A 20063-nucleotide genomic window follows, 5' to 3' on the forward strand; every position below is an offset into this window, starting at 1 on the left:
CAGAACCCCTCAGCAAGGTTCATCGTTCCAGGTCAGGAAGGCACTTTCGCGTTTTCCGACCCAGCCAGCCGTACGCAAATGAAACGGCGAGGCTAACCCCGGGAGGTGCCGACGATCGGTATCGGCCCCCGGCGCCCCGTAGGGTTGGACCCGTCCGGCGGACAACCAGTGCAGACGACGAATGACGGGGCGTGAGCATGAGCCGGTATCTCGAGCCGAAGACCGTTGAGCGCGGGGGTTTCCGCATCAGCGTGCCCGACTCGTGGTGGGAGTTCGACGTACGGCCCGAGTCGCGCGACGACAGCATCCGGCAGATGGTCAACGAGCGCATCCGCGCCGTGCCCGAGATGGCCGAACACCGCGATGTGCTCGTCTCCTTCCTGCAGCGGTCCGCGCGCGAGGCGTGGGAGTCCGGCGCCGTCTACTGCGGCTGCATGGCGGAGAGTTTCGGCGGAGAGGTGCCGATCACGGCGTCGGTCACCGTGTCGCTGGTGGGTGCGCGTACGGCCGACGGGACCATCCTGCCGACCGATCCCTCCGCCATCGTGGGGCAGTTGAAGCCGCGGATCGCCAAGCGGGAGGGCGACGCGTGGCGGAAGGTCACGACGGTCGACATCCCCGAGGTCGGCATCGCCGCGCGTACGCATGGGATCGAGGACATCGAGATTCCGCCGGACAACCGCACCGTACGCGCCGTTCTCATGCAGACGTTCATCCCTGTGCCCGGCCAGGAGGGCAAGGTCGCTCTCGTGGCCGGAAGCAGTCAGGTGCTCGACCTCGCCGACTCGTTCTTCGACATCTTCGACGCCATCACGTCGACTTTCCGCTTCGCGTAACGGACATCACTGCGGGGCAGTAACTCCTCGCGTAGCGTCTTGGGGTTGGGCCGTTCGTGGATCACGACCGCCGGGGGAGGCATTCACATGGGTGGGAAGAAGCCCGATTTCGCGATTCCGCTGAGTGAGCTGGAGGGGTTCGGCGGACGGCTGAGGTCGATCAAGTCCCGGATGAACGGGACGAAGAAGATGTTCGAGGACTACCGCGAGGACATCGGTGACGGCGGAGTCGTCGACAAGCTCGAGGAATTCGAGTCCGGCTGGGAGGACGGGCGCGAGGACATCGACCAGCAGTTGAGCGGTCTCGCCGACATGGCCGACGCGGTCGTCCGCGAGGTGCGCAAGGTCGATCACGACCTCGAGAAGGAACTCAAGAAGAACACCAAGAAGGGCGAGAAGCAGATCGGCAGCGGCAAGGGCGGCGGCACCGTCAAGGTCGGCGACGACATCGGCAAGGACAAGAAGCACCCCACTGCTGTCGACAAGTAGCGTTAGTACCCGCCGCTCCCCGAGAGCTCAGCGTAGCCACCGGAGTGCGTTCAGGATGGAACGGCGCAGCAGGCAATGAGCATGGACCCCTTGCTCCTCGGCCCACGTTGGTATCGGATTCTTCTGCACTCGGTACTCACCGTCGTACTGACGGCAGCCGGCATCGGAGCTCTGGTTGTCGGAGGCGGCCTCAGCGCCCTCGGGCCCGAGTCTGAAACCGGCTTGGATGGTTTCCGGGACCGCTTTCTCGCCTCCACGGTCGTCGTGTGTGTGGGCGCCGTGGCTCTGCGCCTGGCCTTCGGATTCGGCCGTGACACGCTTGCTCTCGTCTCGACATCAAGAAGGAAACGCAAAGAGCCGGCCTTGCCGTTCGGACGCAGCGCTCCGTGGGGTTTCTACATGGGCTGCGGGTACGGCGCCATGGCTGGGATCTTCCTCCTCACCGGCGCTTCCGAGCTGGGGACGTGGACGGCCTTGCCGATCGCTTGGTTGCCGCCCGTCGTCCTGCTGGTCTGGCGTTTTCCGACTGCCTGGCGCGCCCGCCGGGGGCGACAGGCTCTTCGGGACGGCGGCACAGTCGACCGGTCCGATTGTCACCACCCGTCAGCAACGTGTCGTCCGCAAGAAGACCCGCGCCCAACGCCGGGGCTGACTCGATCAACAACACCCCTGGTATGGGCTCGAAGCAGCGCTCAGTCCGCGCTGTCGCTGCCGACTCCCTGCGCTTCGGCCCAGCCTCCCTCGTCGTCGGCAAAGACCCGGATACCTCTGACAAACTCATCGAAATCGGGTTCCGCAGCAACCAGACGGCCCAATTCTCCGGTCGAAGCGAAGGCGATGATGTCGACCCCCTTCTCGTCGTCACGTAGTGCGTACCAAAGATTCGCCGCGATCGACTGGTCTTCGAGGAGTACATGATTGAGCGACCGGAGTCCGACACCATAGTGTTCTGTCGGGAAGTCCGTGACCTGCGGAATTCGCATGGTGTCCGAATTATCAGCCCTTACGTGCTGGCGCAAGGTCGCAGTACGTTCCCCTTCGGCCGGGCCGAACCAAAGATGGATGGCAATCGGACTCTGCGCAACACTATCGAAGTAAAGATAGTGACTCTCGCCCAGGGCTGAGTTCCTGTAGACCTCGCGGCAACCGACGAGAACCTTGGCGACACGGCGCACTTCTCGGCGACTCTCGGCGATCTCGTTCATGGCCAACAGAACGTGAGCCGCACTCCTGCTCCAGTCCTTCTCATCGTCCCACGGAGTCTCATTCCACTCATCCGTGGCAGGAATTTCAACCCACCGTTGAAGATCGTAGTCTATATCAACCCAGCTCATGCGCTCACTCTCATCTATGGGGCGTTGTCGTACCAGCCGGCTTTGCTGAGATTCCAGTCCTTCGCATCGTTGTACGGTTCTACACTCGGTTTGTCCGGCATGATGAAGTCGCTACTGCCGATTGCCTTGTCGGTCACGTCGATACCAGTGCCCGCTCCGAAGGCGCCAATATTCCAGTTGCCGCTTCTGGCCGCCTTCTGTGCGGCTTCCTGGGTGGCCGCATCCCCGCCTCGTTTTGCAGCCTCATGCTGAGCAAGCTTCTGAGCGGCTGCGAGTTCAGGGTCGCCGCCCGCTTTCAGGATCTCCCCGGGAGTGGGCTTCGGCATGTCGGTAGCCACCCGCCTGGGCTTGACACCGTCGAGCAACCTTTTCTTCTGAGCCATGATGGCTTTTCTCGCCTCATTGCTCTTGGCCTGCTCATACTTCTTTGTCAGCTCGTCGAGCTTGCCTTGAATTGAGGCCTTGCCGGACTTGGCCTCCTGGCGATCCGCCTTCACCGAGGCCGCCTTGGCAGCCGACGCACCAACCTCAATGCCCCTGACCGCGAGAGAACCCACCCTCATAGTGGCAATGCTGAGTATGTCGAGTGCCACGTCGCCCCAGCCTCCGTTGCCGGTCAGGGCCATGAGGACATGGGAAGCAGTCGTAACGGCCGTGACCGCTGTTCCAAAGGTGAGGAGCATTGGGGCCAGGGCCACCAGCCAGGGCGCAGTAGCGAACATCATGATGACCAGTGCGGCGATGGCTGCTATGGTCACCAGCCAGCCGAGCACTTCAAGCACCGCTTTGATGGTATCGAGATTTCTCTCGATCCAGTTCGATGTCCAGCTCCAGAAGCCGTCTTCGATATCGTCGTCGATGATGTCACGAATTTGCCGAGCCAAGTCATCGGCTCCGGACCCGTAATCGCCGACAGCCGTGTTGTATCGGCATCGTGCGGCGTCTAGCTTCTCCCGCGCTTCCTTCAGCTGACCCTTCTGATGGGCGTTGAGCTCCTCTTCGGCCTTCTTGGTAGTGTCGGAGCCCGGGTCCGCGCTTCCGACAAGGCCCTTGATTGTCTCCTCGGCTGACTGCGCTGAGGTCAAGGCAGCGGCAGTTTCCTCCTGAGCGTGCCCGAGCTGATCCACCCAGCTCTTGAGCTTTGCTGAAACGCGCTCGTAACGGCCGGCGGTCTTCTCCAGCTTGGCCTTGAGTTTGTCCGCCGCGTCCTTCATTTCGTCGGCGTACTTGCCCTTAAGACCCTCGCCTTCACCGATACTTTTGAGCCGTTTGATCTGGTCACGGATCTCGCCTGCCGTGTGGTGCATCGTTTTTTTGTCCGGACCGCAGATCCTCGACATCACCCGGCGTAGGGTCCGAGTAGCGGTCCTCCGTGGCCAGTGGATGCCAGTCCTTGGGCCGCGCTTTGCCAAACCCCATGTTGTAAGACCCCCCGTGATCTACTTCTCGCCCTTGGCCTTGTCCGCGAGATCCTTGTCGGTTTTCTTGAAGGAATCCTTCACCTTGGCTGTCATCTCGAGTACTTCACTGATGTTCGACAAGGTCTGCTTGCGGTTGTCCGACCAGTTGTCGGCGAATTCACGCATGGCGTCACGAAGACTTTTGGCTCCTACTGCTTCCGCAAGAGCATCCTGACGCTGCGTGCAGCGCCCGAACTCGCGACGAAGAATCTTGAGCGACTCCTCCGAACCTTCGAGCAGTCGGTAGTCGACCTTCAGATCTGACTTGTCACCCACATCCGCCCCCTGCTTCTCCCCCTCGTCCTTTCGAAGATCAGCCTTCCCGGCTGTCAGCGGCCAGTCAAGTCGGGGGCTGTGCCGACCGTTCTGTGCCCGATGGTGAGACAAGTCGCGGCCCCCTGCCGGCAACTCATAGGCTTCTCGACCATGCAATCCGAGAGCGTCTCGTCCGAGACGGCCACGCCCACGACCGCTGGATACAGTCTTGTACTCCCACCCGGCTGGGTCAGAATCCCCCTGCGAGGGGGCACAGATGAAGCCATTCGCACCGTGGTCAAGCGAGCGTTCGCAAAGCCGCCTCGCGACGTGCCACGGGATGAACCGGCCAAGCTTCGTGTCCAGTTGGAGGCACGGCTTCGGGACACAGCAACCCAGGCCGCTGAGAGTGATGGTCTCGATCTGTATCTCCCGACTGCCCCACGCGGCGGCGTCGGCCTCACAGGTTCCTTCATCGTCTCCGAGATACGGCTGCGAGTCGGGGACTCGTTGAACGCCGATGACATCACCGGGGAGCTAGCAGCAAGGGCATCGTCACAGAAGGTCTCTGTGGACGGCCGGACGGGCGCCCGTACCGAACGCGCGCTGCCAGCCAACGAGAGCCGCGGAGCTCCATACGCGTCACGGCAGGTGAATTACGTACTGCCTGTACCCAAGGCCCCGGGACGCTGGCTCACAATTGCCTATTCCACGCCGGCAGACGGCAACCCAGAAGGTGAGTACGCCGACCTACTGGTGGAGTTGTTCGACGCGATCATGTCCACCTTCGACTGGATACTACCGGAACGCCCGGAGCAAGCGGCACTAGACGGAGCATGAGCTCGCACTTGGCGTACGGGCCCGGCGCCGCAGTGGCATGCGGCGACGCCGGGCCCGCGCAATTGCGCAAGGTGCAAGGCCGAAAGACCCGCGTCCTACTTCTTCAGGCCGCGCTCGAGCTCCGAGTCGAGGTTGCGGAAGGCCTCGGCGGCCTTGTCCAGGAACTGGGCCATGCCGTCCATGCCCTCGATGGTGTCGGTGGCGCCCTTCGTGAACTCCTCGTAGGACTGGTCGAACTGCTTCGACGCCTTTTCCGTGACGAAGCCGTCGTTGATGAGCTTCTTCACGTACTTCTCGGCGGCCTTGAGGTCCTTGTCGATGGCCTCGCGGTGCTTCCGAATTTTGTCGGCAGCATCCTCCATGTCCTGGTAAGTGAGATTCACATCGCCCTTGCCCATATGGCTCCCCTTCTTGTGTCGAACGTGCCGCAGGGCAGACCCCCGTGGCCACCGTGCTTCTCATGATGCGGATGTGTGATGGTCCGCTCGGTAAGGCAGCTTACGGGTGAGGACACCGCCAACGCAGCCGTGGTTCCGGGCGCTTGGGCCTTTCATGCGGGACAAGTCCGATAGGACCCGTTGTCCATGGGCCCCGTCGTCCGGATATCGTCGCCTGGCAGTGAGGTTCGCGTACGGGGGAGCCTCCGTAGGACTCGAGGAGGTCGCTCGTGCGCCTGACTCTGACGGTCGTCGATCCGCTCGGCGGTGCCGGCGCCGATGTCGTGCTCGACACCGATCCCGAGGCGCAGATCGGCGATATCGCGCGCGAACTCGCCCAGCAGGTCGGCGCAGGCCAGGCCGGTGGCGGCGCGCAGATCATCCCGCTCCAGAGCCAGCGCGACACTGCCGGCCGCCAGAGCGCCGCGGCCGGTGTGCCGCTGGTGTACGTCGACGGGTACGCCCTCGACCCCTCCCTGACCGTCGCCGGGTCCCCGCTGCGCGAAGGCGCCGTGGTCAGCCTCAACGATCCGGCAGGCTGTCTCCCCGGCGAGCCGGGCGGCCTGGTCGAACTGCGCGTCGTCGGCGGCCCCGAGGCCGGTTCCGTGCACCGCCTCGGCATCGGCCGGTACGAGATCGGGCGCGGCTCCTCCGCGTACATCCGCATCAACGACCCCGAGCTGGACGATCGCGCGCTCGTCCTGTCCGTGGCCGCCGACGGCACCTGCCAGGTCGCACTGCCCGGCAGGGCCGGTGCCGGGGGCGCCCGCGGGGCCAAGGATTCCCCCAAGCTCACCCTGGACGGCAAGGAGCTGGAGGAGGCCAAGGCGGACTGGCCGCTCGGCGGTCAGATAGGCGTCGGCAACACCCTGCTGGAGATCGTCCGATACGCCCCGCCCAACGCCGCCCTCAAGTGGTCGGACGACGGTGCGGGCCTCGACTACAACCGGCCTCCGCGCCTGCGGCCGCCGGACCGTACGACCCGCTTCCGGCTGCCCGGCCCGCCCCGTGAGCACGAAGCGCGCCCGCTGCCCTGGCTGATGGCGTTCATGCCCCTGGTGGCGGCTGTGACCATGGCCATGCTCATGGACCGCTGGTACTACCTGATCATGGCCGTGATGAGCCCGGTCATGCTCTTCGCCAACTACTTCATGGACAAGAAGCACGGGCGCAAGTCGCATGCCAAGCAGGTGGCGGAGTACAAGGAGCACAAGGCCCGTATCGAGAAGGACGCGCAGGACGCGCTGGTCGCGGAGCGGCTCGACCGCAGGACGGCGATGCCGGACCCGGCGACAGTCCTGACGCTGGGCACCGGCCCTCGTACCCGTCTGTGGGAGCGGCGGCGCACCGACCGCGACCACCTGCTCCTGCGCGTCGGCACGGGCCAGTTGCCGTCCGAGGTCGTGCTCGACGACCCCGAGCAGGACGACCACCGCCGCGAGGTCACCTGGAAGATCGAGGACTGCCCCGTCGCGCTGCCGCTGCGCACGCTCGGCGTCGTCGGCCTCGCGGGCCCCGGGGACTCCGCCCGCGCGCTCGGCCGCTGGGCCGTCGCGCAGATCGCTGCCCTGCACAGCCCCATCGACGTACAGTTCTACGTCCTCACGGAGGGTTCGGCGCGGAACAGTTGGGACTGGATGCGCTGGCTGCCGCACTCCCGGCCCGGCAGCGGACAGGACGCCAACGCCCTGATCGGTACGGACGCCGAGACCGTCGCCGCGCGCGTCGGCGAGCTGACCCAGCTCCTCGACGCCCGGCAGAAGGCGGCCAAGGAGTCCGGGGGCCGCAGCGCCTCCTTCTCCGACCCCGACATCGTGGTCGTCTGGGACGGCTCGCGCCGGCTGCGCTCGATGCCCGGCGTCGTACGGCTGCTGCGCGAGGGCCCGTCCGTCGCGATGTACGCGGTGTGCCTCGACGACGAGGAGCGCTTCCTGCCCGGTGAGTGCCAGGCGTTCGTCATCGCCGAGCCCAAGCCCGTCGACACCGCGGAGGCCATGGCCGTCACCGAGACCGCACAGGCCGGCCATGCGGCGCAGCCGGGCGGCTTCCCGTCGTTCCAGGCGTGGCACCCCGGTGCCTCCGGCGCCCACGGCCAGCCGGGTCCCGCGCTCGCCGAGCCGCATCTGCGGCTGCGCGTGGAGCAGACGAGCGCGGAGACGGTCAAGAACGTACGGCCCGACTTCGTCTCGCCCGCCTGGTGCGCACGCCTGGCCCGGTCGCTGTCCCCGCTGCGCGACATCAGCGGCGAGACCGAGGACGCGGGCCTGCCCGCCGCCAGCCGGCTGCTGGACGTCATCGAAATGGAACCGCCGAGCGGCGAAGCGGTCGCGGCCCGCTGGCAGTTGGGCGGTCAGTCGACGATGGCGGTGATCGGCGAATCGTACGACGGTCCGTTCGGCATCGACATCCGGCGGGACGGCCCGCACGGGCTCATCGCCGGTACGACCGGTTCCGGTAAGTCCGAGCTGCTGCAGACGATCGTCGCCGCACTCGCCGTCGCCAACACACCGCAGAACATGACGTTCGTGCTCGTCGACTACAAGGGCGGCTCGGCGTTCAAGGACTGCGTCCAACTTCCGCACACCGTCGGCATGGTGACCGACCTGGACGCCCATCTCGTCGAACGGGCACTGGAGTCGCTGGGCGCCGAGCTCAAGCGGCGCGAGCACATCCTCGCCGACGTCGGCGCCAAGGACATCGAGGACTACCAGGACCTGGTGCGCCGCGACCCGGCGAACCAGCCGCTCCCTCGGCTCCTCATCGTCATCGACGAGTTCGCATCCATGGTCCGCGACCTGCCCGACTTCGTCACCGGCCTGGTCAACATCGCCCAGCGAGGCCGTTCGCTCGGCATCCACCTGCTGCTGGCGACGCAGCGTCCGAGCGGTGTGGTCTCGCCCGAGATCCGTGCCAACACCAACCTGCGCATCGCGCTGCGCGTGACGGACGGCAGCGAGTCGACGGACGTCATCGACGCCCCCGACGCCGGCCACATCTCCAAGTCCACACCTGGCCGGGCCTACGTACGCCTCGGCCACGCCTCGCTCGTCCCCTTCCAGTCCGGCCGCGTCGGTGGCCGCCGCCCCGGTGCCGCCGACCCGCAGACCGTGGCACCGTGGTCCGGACGCCTGGAGTGGCAGGACCTGGGGCGGGCATCGCTGAAGAGGCCCAAGGCCGCCGCGCGCGAGGAGGAGGAGATCACCGACCTCAAGGTCCTCGTCGACGCCGTCATCGAGGCCAACACCCGTCTGGGCATCCCGGCACAGCACAGCCCGTGGCTTCCGGCCCTGGACACCACGCTGCTGCTGGACGACATCCCGACGGTACGGGGCGCGGGCGCCCTGCCGCCGGCCCCGTACGGCATCGAGGACCTGCCCGCCGACCAGGCGCGCCGCCCGGTCGCGATCGACTTCGCGAACTTCGGCCACCTGATGATCGGCGGTGCGCCGCGCAGCGGCCGCTCGCAGGTGCTGCGGACGATCGCGGGCTCGCTGGCCCGTACGCACTCGGTCGCGGACGTGCACATCTACGGCATCGACTGCGGCAACGGTGCCCTCAACGCACTGACCCGGCTTCCGCACTGCGGCGCGGTCGTGGGACGTTCGCAGACGGAGCGGGCCACGCGCCTCATCAGCCGCTTGGCCGGTGAACTCACGCGCCGTCAGGAACTGCTGGCCGCCGACGGCTTCGCCGACATCGGCGAGCAGCGGGCGGCTGTCGCCGAGGAACAGCGCCTGCCGCACATCGTGCTGTTCCTGGACCGCTGGGAGGGCTGGCTGCCGACGCTCGGCGAGATCGGTCACGGCGAGCTGACGGACGAGCTGATGGCCATCATGCGGGAGGGCGCGAGCGTCGGCCTCCACGCCATCATCACCGGTGACCGCCAGCTTCTGCTGGGCCGTATCGCCACCCTCACCGAGGACAAGTACGCGCTGCGGCTCGCGGACCGCTCGGACTTCTCGATGATCGGCGTCAACGCGCGGAAGGTGCCCGAGGAGATCCCGCCGGGTCGCGCGTTCCGCAACGAGTCGGGCACCGAGACGCAGTTCGCGCTGCTGTCGGCGGACGAGACCGGTCAGGGCCAGGCGGCGGCGGTGGCGGCGATCGGCGAGGCGGCGGCGGCCCGGGACGCGGGGCTGCCCCGCTCGCGGCGGCCGTTCCGGGTCGACGTCCTGCCGAGCCGGATCTCGTTCCAGGACGCGTGGGAACTGCGCGACCCGGAGACGTCGGACTCGCCGATGTGGGGTGTGGTGGGCGTCGGTGGTGACGAACTCACCGCGTTCGGCCCGGACTTGGCCCAGGGGATCCCGGCGTTCGTCGTCGCGGGCCCGGCGAAGTCCGGCCGCTCGACCGTACTGCTGAACCTGGCCCGCTCCTATCTCGCCAAGGGCACGCGCGTTGTGTTGGCCGCGCCGCGGCCGTCGCCGTTGCGCGAACTGGCGGGCCAGGAAGGTGTGGTGACGGTGTTCACGGGCGAGGACATCGAAGAGGACGAGATGTCCGAGGCCCTCAGCACGGCCGGCCGCGAGGCACCCATCGTGGTGCTGATCGACGACGGCGAGATGCTGGACGACTGCGACGCGGGCGAGGAGCTGAAGAAGATCCTCACACACGGCGGCGACAACGGCCTCGGCCTGGTTCTCGCGGGCGACGAGGAGGAGGTCTGCTCGGGCTTCCGCGGCTGGCAGGTCGAGGCGAAGAAGGCCCGCCGTGGCGTGCTGCTGTCGCCGCAGGACTCGTCCAGCGGCGATCTGATCGGCATCCGCACCACCCGCCAGATGGTCGGCGACCCGGTGGCCCCCGGGAAGGGCCTGCTGCACTTGGGGAGCGGGGAGTCGTTCACGGTGACCACGGTGATGTGACGGGGCGGTGTGTGCCCGGACGTCGGGCGCCAAGGGGCAGCGTGGGCCCGGCTGCCGAGCCTGACACGGCTGCGTGCCGGACGACCCGAGCCGCCCCAGGGGACTCCTCTGGGGTGAACTCCCGGGCGCGGCACCGCCGATCACTCGTTGGAACGGCTCAGCAGGGCGCCGCGGAAAACGCCTCCACTCCCCAAGCACCGGAGGTCCCAGTGCCGTTCGGAAACACGGGGTGAGGGCTTGCTCTCAATGCGATCACGGTCACAGCCCGTTGTCAGACCCACCTCATACGGTAGTTCCACGGACACCCCACGGACTCGGTCTCATCTCCCACGATCAGGAGCAGCAACGTGACAGCCCGCCATCTCCCCGCCGCCGCGGCGCTCGCCGCCTGCGCGGCGGTCCTTCTCAGCGGCTGCGGCGGCAGCGACGACAGCAAGCCCAAGGACGACAAGATCGCCGGGGCGGAGAAGGAGGGTGCGGCCTCACCGACCGCTTCGGCATCGAACGACGCCAAGCGGCCGAAGATCACGCTCCCGAGCGACGACATTCAGATCTTCGAGGGACGCAAGACGGGCGACCTGAAGAAGGACGCTGTTCTGGCGGACAACGAACAGCGTCTGCGCGCGATCGACGCCGCCATCATCAAGGGGGACGCCGGATACGAGCCGGTGTACTTCTACTCGAAGGGCGACGCTGCGATCAGCGCAGGCAAGCGCATCCAGTGGCTTGTCGACAAAGGCTACTCAGTGACGGGGACCATCCGCTTCTCCAAGCGCGACGTCACCTTCCGGGAGAACGGATCGGCCCGGCTCACTTATTGCAGCGATGAAAGCAAGGCGTTCGCCAAGGAGCGCAAGACGAACAAGATCAAGAAGACTCCCGTGACCAAGAATGCCTACATTTTTTATGACACCAGCTTGAAGCGCAACAAACAGGGTGTCTGGCAGACAACCACGGTCATTTCGGAGGAGGGTGCGCAGCAGTGTCAGCCGTGACGACGTGTGTGCGGACCGCTGTTGCCGTGGCCATCGCTGGCGCCTCCTTGGTCATATCCCCAGGAATGGCTCATGCGGAAATTCCGGGTGCTCAAGAGGGTTCCGTGGAGCAGAGTGGCCAGAAGCAGGGAGACGCACTCGTCTCCAAAGTCAGCTTCGACCTCTCGAAAAATTCAAGCAGTCCGTCGAGTGGACCGCTGACGGTGAAGTCCTCCAACTGGACGCCCCCACCGTGCTGGTATGAGCCTACGTACACGCCCCAGCAGCTCAAGAAGCAACACGAGGAAACCAAGAACCTTCCGCACGCGAGCGGATTGGGCGAAGCAATCCAAAGCTTCGAGAACAACTACGTGGACGGGCACCCCTACAAGAACTACAACCTCGCCAAGAAGGGCAAGGGCATGTGGTGGGACCGCGCCGCATTGCCCTACAAGGAAGGCGGAGACCTCTCCGCCTGCGATAAGCCGATCTTCTGGGTCGACAACGGCCGGCCGCCACAGGTGGAGGATGCGGTCACACCCGAGGTGCTTGCCGAACTCGCCTACGCGAAGATCCGCGTGCCTGACACCGAGGTCGAGCTGTCCCCCAAGACCGAGCAGACGGTGAACCTGCCGACCTGGACGTGGCTGGACAAGGCGAACTTCAAGCCCGTATCCGTGACGGCCTCCCTGCCCGAACTCGACATCTCCGCGACGACGACCGCGACCCCCATATCGCTGAAGATCGAACCGGGCACGCAGGACGCCAACCTTCACCCGTCCTCCGGGACGTGCGAGATCGGCAAGAACGGCAGCATCGGCGCCCCGTACCAGAAGGGCTCCGGGGACAAGACTCCCCCTTGCGGGCTCACGTACCTACGAGCCTCGCACGGTGAGCCGTACGCGTTCCGGGCAACGGTGACCTGGAAGATCGCATGGACGGGCACGGCCGGCGCCGGCGGCGACCTGCCCGACGGCACTTTCGGCACGACTCAGAACGTCGTCGTGCAAGAGGTCCAGGCCATCAACCGCTGACGCGCTGCTGAGGCAGCTCCTCGACTACAGGTACGGACTCCGGCCCATGCCCGGCGTCGAGGAGCTGCCCGCGCCGCGGACTCGATCGCCGAGAACGGGGCAGCGCCGACCCCCGTCACGTCACGCACCCCCCCGGTGGACACCGGACGCATGTCCTTACAGCTCAGGAGAGACCACGTGACACCCCGCCACCTCCCCGCCGCCGCGGCACTCGCCGCCTGCGCGGCGGTCCTTCTCAGCGGCTGCGGCAGCAGCGACACCAAGGCCAAGGACCGCAACGTCAAAGAAGCTCGGAAAGAGGACACAGCGGCTCCCACCGCTTCGGCATCGGACGATGCGAAGCGACCGAAGATTACCCTCCCCAAGGATGACATCCAGATCTTCGAAGGGCGGAAGACGGGAGACCCGAGGAAGGACGCGGTTCTCGCGGACAACGAACAGCGCGTGCGCGCGATCGACGCCGCCATCATCAAGGGAGACGCCGGCTACGAACCGGTGTACTTCTACTCGAAGGGGGACGCCGCGATCAGTGCCGCGAAGTGGATCAAGTCCGTTGTCGATGACGGATGGTCAGTGACAGGCACTGTTCGCTTCTACAAACACGATGTCACCTTTCGAAAGAACGGAACTGCCCGGCTTGCCTACTGCGGTGACGAAAGCAAGTGGTTCGGCAAGAACCGCAAGACAGAGAAGATCGCGAAGACACCGGTGGACAAGCAGTCATACGTCTTCTACGACACCAGCCTGCAACGCAGCAAGCTGGGCGTCTGGCAGACGACCGATGTCTATTCGCAGCGGGGGGCTCAGCACTGCCAGCCATGATGGCGGCATGAGGACCGAGACATGCTTGCCTGCGGGCGCAGTTCAAGTGCCCAACAGGGCTACGGCGTTGTGATCGACTTGGCTCAGCTTCTGCTTCCCCTCCCCATCGCGTGGCGGATAGGTTCGTGCGTGCGAGCTTTGCTCGGGCACTGACAACAGTTGGCATCACGGGGGTTGTTCGGGGTGGGGAATCGGCCGACGGATTGGCATGTCCTGGATCTGGAGGAGGATCCGGTTCCGGGTGATCCGGAGCGGGTGAAGTCTCTGGCGCGGCGATTGCACGATTTCGCCGACGATGTCGGGGATGCGCTGCGGCAGATCAAGGGCATGGCCGGGGACGACGCACTCCTGAAGTGGGCGGGGAAGTCCGCTGATGCGTTCACCGCGGAGTTCGAGGATGTTCCGAAGAATCTGCGGAAGCTGAAGAAGTCCTACGACCTGGCCGGCGACGCGCTGGCCGCGTACTGGCCGGACTTGGACAAGGCGCAGGACGACTCCCGCCGCGCCCTGGAGAAGGGCCGCGAGGCTCGCCGGAATCTTTCCTCGGCCAACACGCGGCTGGACACAGCCAACGGGTGGGTGGACCGGGCATCGAAGAAGGCCAGGGAGTACGAGGACTCCGGCAAGAAGAAGGACGTCCCGCCGCCGGATGAGAAGGACGTCCGCGCCGCGACACGTAACGCCACCCATGCCAAGGACGAGCAGCGCGACGCCCAGACGGCTGTCGAGACCGCCCAGAACGCGCTCGATGCGGCGAAGAAGATGGCCGCGGATGCCAAGAAGCTCCGTGAGGACGCGGCGACCAAGGCGAAGAAGAAGCTCGAGGAGGCCTCCGACGCCGGTATCGAGAACCGGAGTTGGTGGGAGGACGCGGTCGACTGGGTCTCGGACAACTGGGACACCATCGTCGCCGTCTGCAAGGTCGTCGTCGCCATCGTCGGCATCATCGCGATGATCATCGGCGGGCCCATCCTCGGCGCGATCGTCCTCATCGCCGCCCTGGTCGTCCTTGCCGACACTCTCAACAAGTATCTCAACGGCCAAGCCACACTCTGGGATGTCGCCTTCGCCGCCCTGGACTGCATCCCTGGCATGAAGGGCCTCACCAGCCTCCGCGGCCTCGCCAAGGGTGTGAAGTCGCTGAGTAAGGTGGGCCTCAAGGGCATGGCCCTCGGCGTCAAGGGACTAGCCAAGAGCGGACGCGGCATGCTCGCCGACGGAGCCAAGGGCGCCTACAACCGACTCAAGAACGTTGTCCGCTCCAAGGGCAGCGACCCCGTCGACATGGCCACCGGCGCGATGTTCCTGCCGCAGACCGACATCACGCTGCCCGGCAGCCTGCCGCTGGCCTTCACCCGCCGTGTCGCCTCCGACTACCGCGCCGGCCGGTGGTTCGGACCCTCATGGTCCTCCACTATCGATCAGCGTCTCGAAATCGATGAGGACGGAGTCGTCTTCGTCACCGAGGACGGATTGCTCCTCGCGTACGCCCACCCCCAGGGGCCGGATACCCCCGTTCTGCCCGAGGCAGGTCCCCGACGACCGCTGGTCCGCCTCGACAACTGCGAATACCGCATTGACGACCCCCTGACGAACCGCGCACACCACTTCGCGCTACCCGTCAACGGGCTGGCCCGGCTGACACGCGTCGTCGACCGCAACGGCAACAGCATCACCTTCGACTACGACGAGGACGGCGCCCCGTTCGCTGTCCGCCACTCATGCGGCTATCACCTCACCCTCACTGTGGACGAGGGGCGCGTCACTGCACTGGCGCTCGTGGGCGCGGACGAGGACGGCTCGGACCTCAGGATAAAGCAGTACGGCTACATCGACGGCAACCTCACCGATGTCATCAACTCGTCCGGCCTGCCGCTGAAGTTCACCTACGACCATCGACTACGCGTCACGTCCTGGACGGACACCAACGACAGCCGCTACGACTACGCCTACGACCACCGGGACCGTTGCATCGCCGAGAGCGGTGAGGCGGGGCACATCGCTATCACGCTCGACTACGACGGAACCGACGCGTCCTGGCCCCACAGCCGCATCACTACCCTCACCACTGCGGACGGCGCCGTTTCCCGTTTCGTCATCAACGACAACAGCCAGGTCATCGCTGAAATCGACCCACTCGGCGGAACGGTCCGTACCACCTACGACGAGCATCACCACGTCGTGTCTCGGACTGACGAGCTCGGCCACACCACGAGACTTGTCCACGACGAGAAGGGACGGCCCACGAAGGTGACCCGCACCGATGGTGCGGTCATCCACTTCGCATACGACTCTTGGGGCTCACCGACCGTCATCGGCAAGGCGGACGGCAACAGTTGGCTCCGGGAGTACGACGAGCGGGGCAACTGCACGGTCATGATTGATCCGGCGGGGTCCGCCACGCGGTTCGCCTATGACGCGGCAGGGCATGTAACCGAAGTCGTCGACACTCTGGGCAACGCCAGAACTGTGCGCTGCAATCCAGCAGGTCTCCCCGTCGCGACCACCGACCCGCTGGGCGCCACCGTCGCATGGGAACGTGACGCCTTCGGCAGGATTGTCACCTACACCGACCCGGTGGGTCAGAGCACCCACCTGGTCTGGACTGTCGAAGGTCATCTTGCCCGTCGCACCACTCCCGACGGCGCAGTCGAAACCTGGACATACGACGGTGAAGGCAACTGCCTTGAGCACATCGCGCCCACCGGCGCCCTGACTCGTTTCGAATACACTCATTTCGACCTTCCTTCAGCCCGCACGGGCCCCGACGGGGTGCGGTACGAGTTCACCCACGACACCAGCCTTCGCTTGGCCCGAGTCACCAACCCACAGGGCCTGGAGTGGACTTATGAGCACGACGCGGCGGGGCGCTTGGTCTCGGAGACCGACTTCGACGGGCGGACCCTCACTTACACCTATGACGACGCCGGCCGCCTGACCTCGCGCACCAACGCAGCCGGCCATACGACTCGCTACAAACATGATGTCGTCGGGAACCTGGTCGAGAAGGACAGCGGCGGTCTCATCACGGAATTCGTCTATGACCTCAACCACCAGCTGATCCGAGCGGCCGGACCGGACACGACCCTCACCCTGCTGCGGGACCCCAACGGTCTCCTCACGCGGGAGACGGTGAACGGTCGCCACATGACGTATGAGCATGACGAGTTGGGCCGCATCACCCGTCGCACGACCCCATCCGGCGCCGTCACTTCATGGACGTACGATTCTGCGGGCAACCGCACCCAACTGAACACATCGGGTCGTACCGTCCATTTCGAGCGCAACTGGGCCGGTCGGGAAACCTCCCGCCGTATTGGTGACGCCGCCGCGGCACTGGCCACTTCCTACGACAGCATGGGACGCCTCGCCACCCAGTCGCTGTCGGGTGCAGACGGCAGTCGCATGCAATACCGTGCCTACGCCTATGGCGAGGACGGAAGTCTCACCGGCATCAACGACCACCTGTCCGGAAGCCGACGGTTCGACCTGGACGCAGCGAACCGCGTCACCGGTGTTCACGCGAGCGACTGGACCGAGCGCTACGCCTATGACGATGCCGGCAATGTGACCGACGCGTCCTGGCCCACCAGACATCCGGGCGAGGAAGCAACCGGACCTCGCGCATACACCGGCACGCGCATCACCCGTGCGGGCAACACCCGCTACGAATACGATGCCCTGGGCCGTACCGTCCTGCGCCAAAGAGTTCGTCACTCCCGCCGACCGGAGACTTGGCGCTACGCATGGGACCTCGAAGACCGCCTGGTCTCCGCCACCACACCGGACGGCACCCTCTGGCGTTATGTCTACGACCCACTCGGCCGTCGCATTGCCAAGCAACGCATCGCTGAGGACAATTCGACGGTTGTTGAACAGGTCGACTTCAGCTGGGACGGCAGCACCCTCTGTGAGCAGACGACACGAACTCAGGCCCAGCCTCACCTCGTGACACTGACGTGGGACCACGACGACCTCCATCCGATCGCTCAGACGGAACGCATCACAGTCCCGGGAGCGTCTCAGGACGAAGTGAACTCCCGCTTCTTTTCGATCGTCACCGACCTTGTCGGAACCCCGACCGAACTCGTGGCTGAAGACGGGCACATAGCATGGCGCACACGCGCCACCCTCTGGGGTACCACCGCGTGGAACACCGATGCCACCACCTACACTCCCCTCCGCTTCCCCGGTCAGTACTACGACCCGGAAACAGGCCTTCACTACAACTACTTTCGTCACTACGACCCCGAGACGGCGCGCTATCTCACTCCCGATCCTCTCGGTCTTGCTCCGGCTCCCAACCCCGCCGCCTATGTTCACAATCCACACACCGGAGTCGATCCTCTCGGGTTGAGTCCCTACTACAGCGAAATCGCCCCGAACGGACAGCGAGGCCCCGCCTATGCCGAGGTCACGCCTCAGACCCTGGACGATGCAGCCAACGGGCTCATCGGGAGCCCGCCAGGCCGAGGCTCCCGCTACGCTCCCGCAGGCTTCCAGGGCGGCCCGGCCGGCCATTCACGAGGCCACCTGATCGGGCAACAGTTCGGTGGCGACGGACGGGACATGCGGAATATTGTCACGCAGGGAACCAGACAGAACAACGGACCGATTTCCGATGCAGAAGACCTGATCGCCGACCACGTCAGATCCACCGGCAACACGGTCATCATGAGTGTGACTCCCGAATACGCACATGGAGGCAACATCCCCAGCCATGTTCTCATTGAAGCAGTGGATGACTTCGGCTGGTCGTTCAGAGACAGAATTCCCAACTTGTAGAGAAGGACGCAACAGTCATGAGCGGCACCACCGACAAGGGCGACCGGGACGACCTGCATCGGCTCATCACCCTGTGCCAGCCCCCACTGGATCTCGAATCTTCACCACCCGATCGAGCGGTTGCGGGCGGGCTGAGAATTCCCACCAGTCACAGCAGGCTGATCCACGCATACGGCACTGGGTGCTTCGACGAATTCATGTGGATTTTCGCGGATGGCGCCGAGAACAAGCATCTCGACATCACCGCTTGCACCGACGAGACACGTTCAATCCTTCGAGGCAAGGACGCCCCCAGGCTGCGCGAGATACTGAACGAATACAATGCCGGCCCGGACGACCTTGTGCAGTGGGGTGTGACCGACAACGGCGACCTGCTGACGTGGGTTGCCGTCGGAAATCCTGACGGATGGCACACTGTTGTCATCCAAGCCGGTCTGCTTGATTTTGTTCTCGCGCCCAGAAGCTCGACGGGGGTCGTGCTCGATCTGCTCACCGAGGCGCTTCGTATCCCATTCTTTCCGCGCGACTTCCCAAGCACCCACTCGGAGTTCTCAGCAAACCCGTACGCCTAGGGGCAACCTGCACGACTCGTTGGCCGCCCTACGGCCCCCGCCGCATCGCCGCGTACAGCACCCGCAGCGTGAGGATCGCGCTCACCGCCAGCAGGTTGTAGCCCAGCAGCGGGAATAGCTCCAAGTGGTCCGTGACGCGCGGCGTGCGCCGGGCAACCAGGCACGGCCTTGTGAAGGATGCATGTGCATCACGCCAACATGTGCTTGACGGATTCGGAGTAACGGCGGTGACGAAATGAGTGACTTGGAGGGGTCGGGAAGCGTCGACGGCGACCTGCCCGACGGCACGTTCGGCACTACTCAGAACGTCGTCTCGCAAGGCGTTCGCGGAGTGGAAGGATGGATATGAGTAGAGAGCTGACCTCGTGCCTATTTTGCGGGCAGTTCGTTCTTCAAATTCCGGGCTGGACCAGTAGCATTCCTTCCTACCGCCTCATGCGTGCAGCATGGGAACCGCAGCACCGCTTCGTCGAAGGTTCGCTACACTTTTCCTGTCTGCGACGATCCGATGTTCGCCATGAGTTCCGCAGCGAATTTCATTCCATCGCGACCGGACATGGCCGCGAGATCACCTTCGAATCCGCAGGGCAGGAACACACGCTGGAGCAACCCGGTCTCGGATACACCAAGTCGCTGTTCACGGGAACCCAGTGCGAGATCTACCGCAGTGAAGTCACTGACAGTTGGCTGGTATTGGAGCAGGCCGGCCCGTGGTTTCTACTGGACGCGAATCAGCTCAAAGAGATCGGCGAGGGGCGCCCTGCACGATCCGGTGGTGACGTCGAGCGTATCGCACTGCCCAAGGACCCCGGTCCTGAACTCGCAAGTGCGTCCTTGTCCGAACTCCTCGAGTATCTACGTCTGGACGCTGTGCACAAAGGACTGGAGGACGAAGCGGAAGCTGAATACGAGTTCTGGGACTACTATGCACCAAAGCGGATTCTCGAATATTCGCTGGAGACCAGCCTGCCCCTTCCCCGGGAAGCCGTCGAGTTCCTCAAGGACTACCTGCACAGGTATGAGCCGATCAATTTTGACGAACTGTAGCAAACGCTCCCTGTTATCGGGTCTCATCGCCATCAAGTCGTCCCCCCACTACCCCGAATACGTGAGTCGGCACCCGTCGGGCAAGGAGGACGAAGACTTCGACGTCTCTTCCCTGACCAGTCGGCCAGCTCCGCCGAATGATTCCCCGCCTGGACGCTCAAGGCGGAAGACGGATGACGCGGCGACCCTGACTCCCGACCGCTGGTGGTCATGGAGTCGGCGCGGCCGCGTGAAGTCAATCCCGGCGACGCGGGTCGTGACCGGGAACGCGGGTCGTGACCGGGAACGCGGGTCGTGACCGGGAGCTGGGCGCGAG

At 65.2% G+C, this 20063-nt stretch carries 14 protein-coding genes; 10 read left to right on the forward strand and 4 right to left on the reverse strand.

Features of this window, described 5'->3' with window-relative positions; translation table 11 throughout:
* The first annotated feature begins 197 nt into the window (after positions 1–197).
* On the forward strand, positions 198–836 hold the full coding sequence (locus tag AB0M26_RS19770; RefSeq protein WP_365262691.1) for a hypothetical protein: 639 nt from the start codon (positions 198–200) through the stop codon (positions 834–836).
* A gap of 87 nt (positions 837–923) precedes the next feature.
* Complete coding sequence (locus AB0M26_RS19775; protein ID WP_365262694.1) at positions 924–1325, forward strand: hypothetical protein; 402 nt, start codon at positions 924–926, stop codon at positions 1323–1325.
* A gap of 692 nt (positions 1326–2017) precedes the next feature.
* Here AB0M26_RS19775 and AB0M26_RS19780 read toward each other — a convergent pair.
* The 3 genes from AB0M26_RS19780 to AB0M26_RS19790 all read right to left on the reverse strand — a co-directional run bounded on the left by AB0M26_RS19780 (position 2018) and on the right by AB0M26_RS19790 (position 4395).
* A complete protein-coding gene (locus AB0M26_RS19780) occupies positions 2018–2659 on the reverse strand; it encodes a hypothetical protein (RefSeq protein ID WP_365262697.1) in 642 nt (213 codons plus the stop codon).
* A gap of 14 nt (positions 2660–2673) precedes the next feature.
* On the reverse strand, positions 2674–4002 hold the full coding sequence (locus AB0M26_RS19785) for a hypothetical protein (RefSeq protein WP_365262700.1): 1329 nt from the start codon (positions 4000–4002) through the stop codon (positions 2674–2676).
* 96 nt (positions 4003–4098) lie between these two features.
* Entirely contained in the window at positions 4099–4395 is a 297-nt protein-coding gene (locus AB0M26_RS19790) for a hypothetical protein (RefSeq protein ID WP_365262703.1), read from the reverse strand.
* Between the two features lie 150 nt (positions 4396–4545).
* Here AB0M26_RS19790 and AB0M26_RS19795 point away from each other — a divergent pair, with 150 nt between their 5' ends.
* Positions 4546–5214: a hypothetical protein gene (locus AB0M26_RS19795; protein ID WP_365262706.1), complete on the forward strand. Its 669-nt coding sequence runs from the start codon at positions 4546–4548 to the stop codon at positions 5212–5214.
* 95 nt (positions 5215–5309) lie between these two features.
* Here AB0M26_RS19795 and AB0M26_RS19800 read toward each other — a convergent pair whose 3' ends face one another.
* Positions 5310–5612 (reverse strand): WXG100 family type VII secretion target, encoded by a 303-nt coding sequence (locus tag AB0M26_RS19800; RefSeq protein WP_360845747.1) that lies wholly within the window; start codon positions 5610–5612, stop codon positions 5310–5312.
* Positions 5613–5881: 269 nt separating this feature from the next.
* Here AB0M26_RS19800 and AB0M26_RS19805 point away from each other — a divergent pair, with 269 nt between their 5' ends.
* From AB0M26_RS19805 to AB0M26_RS19835, 7 genes are all read left to right on the forward strand, one after another.
* On the forward strand, positions 5882–10513 hold the full coding sequence (locus AB0M26_RS19805) for an FtsK/SpoIIIE domain-containing protein (protein WP_365262709.1): 4632 nt from the start codon (positions 5882–5884) through the stop codon (positions 10511–10513).
* A 347-nt stretch (positions 10514–10860) separates the two neighbouring features.
* A complete protein-coding gene (locus AB0M26_RS19810) occupies positions 10861–11508 on the forward strand; it encodes a hypothetical protein (RefSeq protein WP_365262712.1) in 648 nt (215 codons plus the stop codon).
* A gap of 104 nt (positions 11509–11612) precedes the next feature.
* A complete protein-coding gene (locus tag AB0M26_RS19815; RefSeq protein WP_365262715.1) occupies positions 11613–12521 on the forward strand; it encodes a hypothetical protein in 909 nt (302 codons plus the stop codon).
* Positions 12522–12698: 177 nt separating this feature from the next.
* Positions 12699–13343, forward strand: a complete 645-nt coding sequence (locus AB0M26_RS19820) for a hypothetical protein (RefSeq protein ID WP_365262718.1) — start codon at positions 12699–12701, stop codon at positions 13341–13343.
* A 183-nt stretch (positions 13344–13526) separates the two neighbouring features.
* Positions 13527–18128 (forward strand): DUF6531 domain-containing protein, encoded by a 4602-nt coding sequence (locus AB0M26_RS19825; RefSeq protein ID WP_365262721.1) that lies wholly within the window; start codon positions 13527–13529, stop codon positions 18126–18128.
* A 17-nt stretch (positions 18129–18145) separates the two neighbouring features.
* Positions 18146–18700, forward strand: a complete 555-nt coding sequence (locus AB0M26_RS19830) for a hypothetical protein (RefSeq protein WP_365262724.1) — start codon at positions 18146–18148, stop codon at positions 18698–18700.
* 345 nt (positions 18701–19045) lie between these two features.
* On the forward strand, positions 19046–19747 hold the full coding sequence (locus AB0M26_RS19835; RefSeq protein ID WP_365262727.1) for a hypothetical protein: 702 nt from the start codon (positions 19046–19048) through the stop codon (positions 19745–19747).
* Positions 19748–20063 lie beyond the last annotated feature (316 nt).

It is taken from the genome of Streptomyces sp. NPDC051776 (genome assembly GCF_040681345.1).
Classification (GTDB): domain Bacteria; phylum Actinomycetota; class Actinomycetes; order Streptomycetales; family Streptomycetaceae; genus Streptomyces.

What these genes read in the sequence shown, in the direction of transcription:
- AB0M26_RS19770 (WP_365262691.1), top strand. Translation starts at nt 198, where the DNA reads ATGAGCCGGTATCTCGAGCCGAAGACCGTTGAGCGCGGGGGTTTCCGC.
- AB0M26_RS19830 (WP_365262724.1), top strand. Translation starts at nt 18,146, where the DNA reads ATGAGCGGCACCACCGACAAGGGCGACCGGGACGACCTGCATCGGCTC.
- AB0M26_RS19775 (WP_365262694.1), top strand. Translation starts at nt 924, where the DNA reads ATGGGTGGGAAGAAGCCCGATTTCGCGATTCCGCTGAGTGAGCTGGAG.
- AB0M26_RS19800 (WP_360845747.1), bottom strand. Translation starts at nt 5,612, where the DNA reads ATGGGCAAGGGCGATGTGAATCTCACTTACCAGGACATGGAGGATGCT.
- AB0M26_RS19835 (WP_365262727.1), top strand. Translation starts at nt 19,046, where the DNA reads ATGAGTAGAGAGCTGACCTCGTGCCTATTTTGCGGGCAGTTCGTTCTT.
- AB0M26_RS19780 (WP_365262697.1), bottom strand. Translation starts at nt 2,659, where the DNA reads ATGAGCTGGGTTGATATAGACTACGATCTTCAACGGTGGGTTGAAATT.
- AB0M26_RS19795 (WP_365262706.1), top strand. Translation starts at nt 4,546, where the DNA reads ATGCAATCCGAGAGCGTCTCGTCCGAGACGGCCACGCCCACGACCGCT.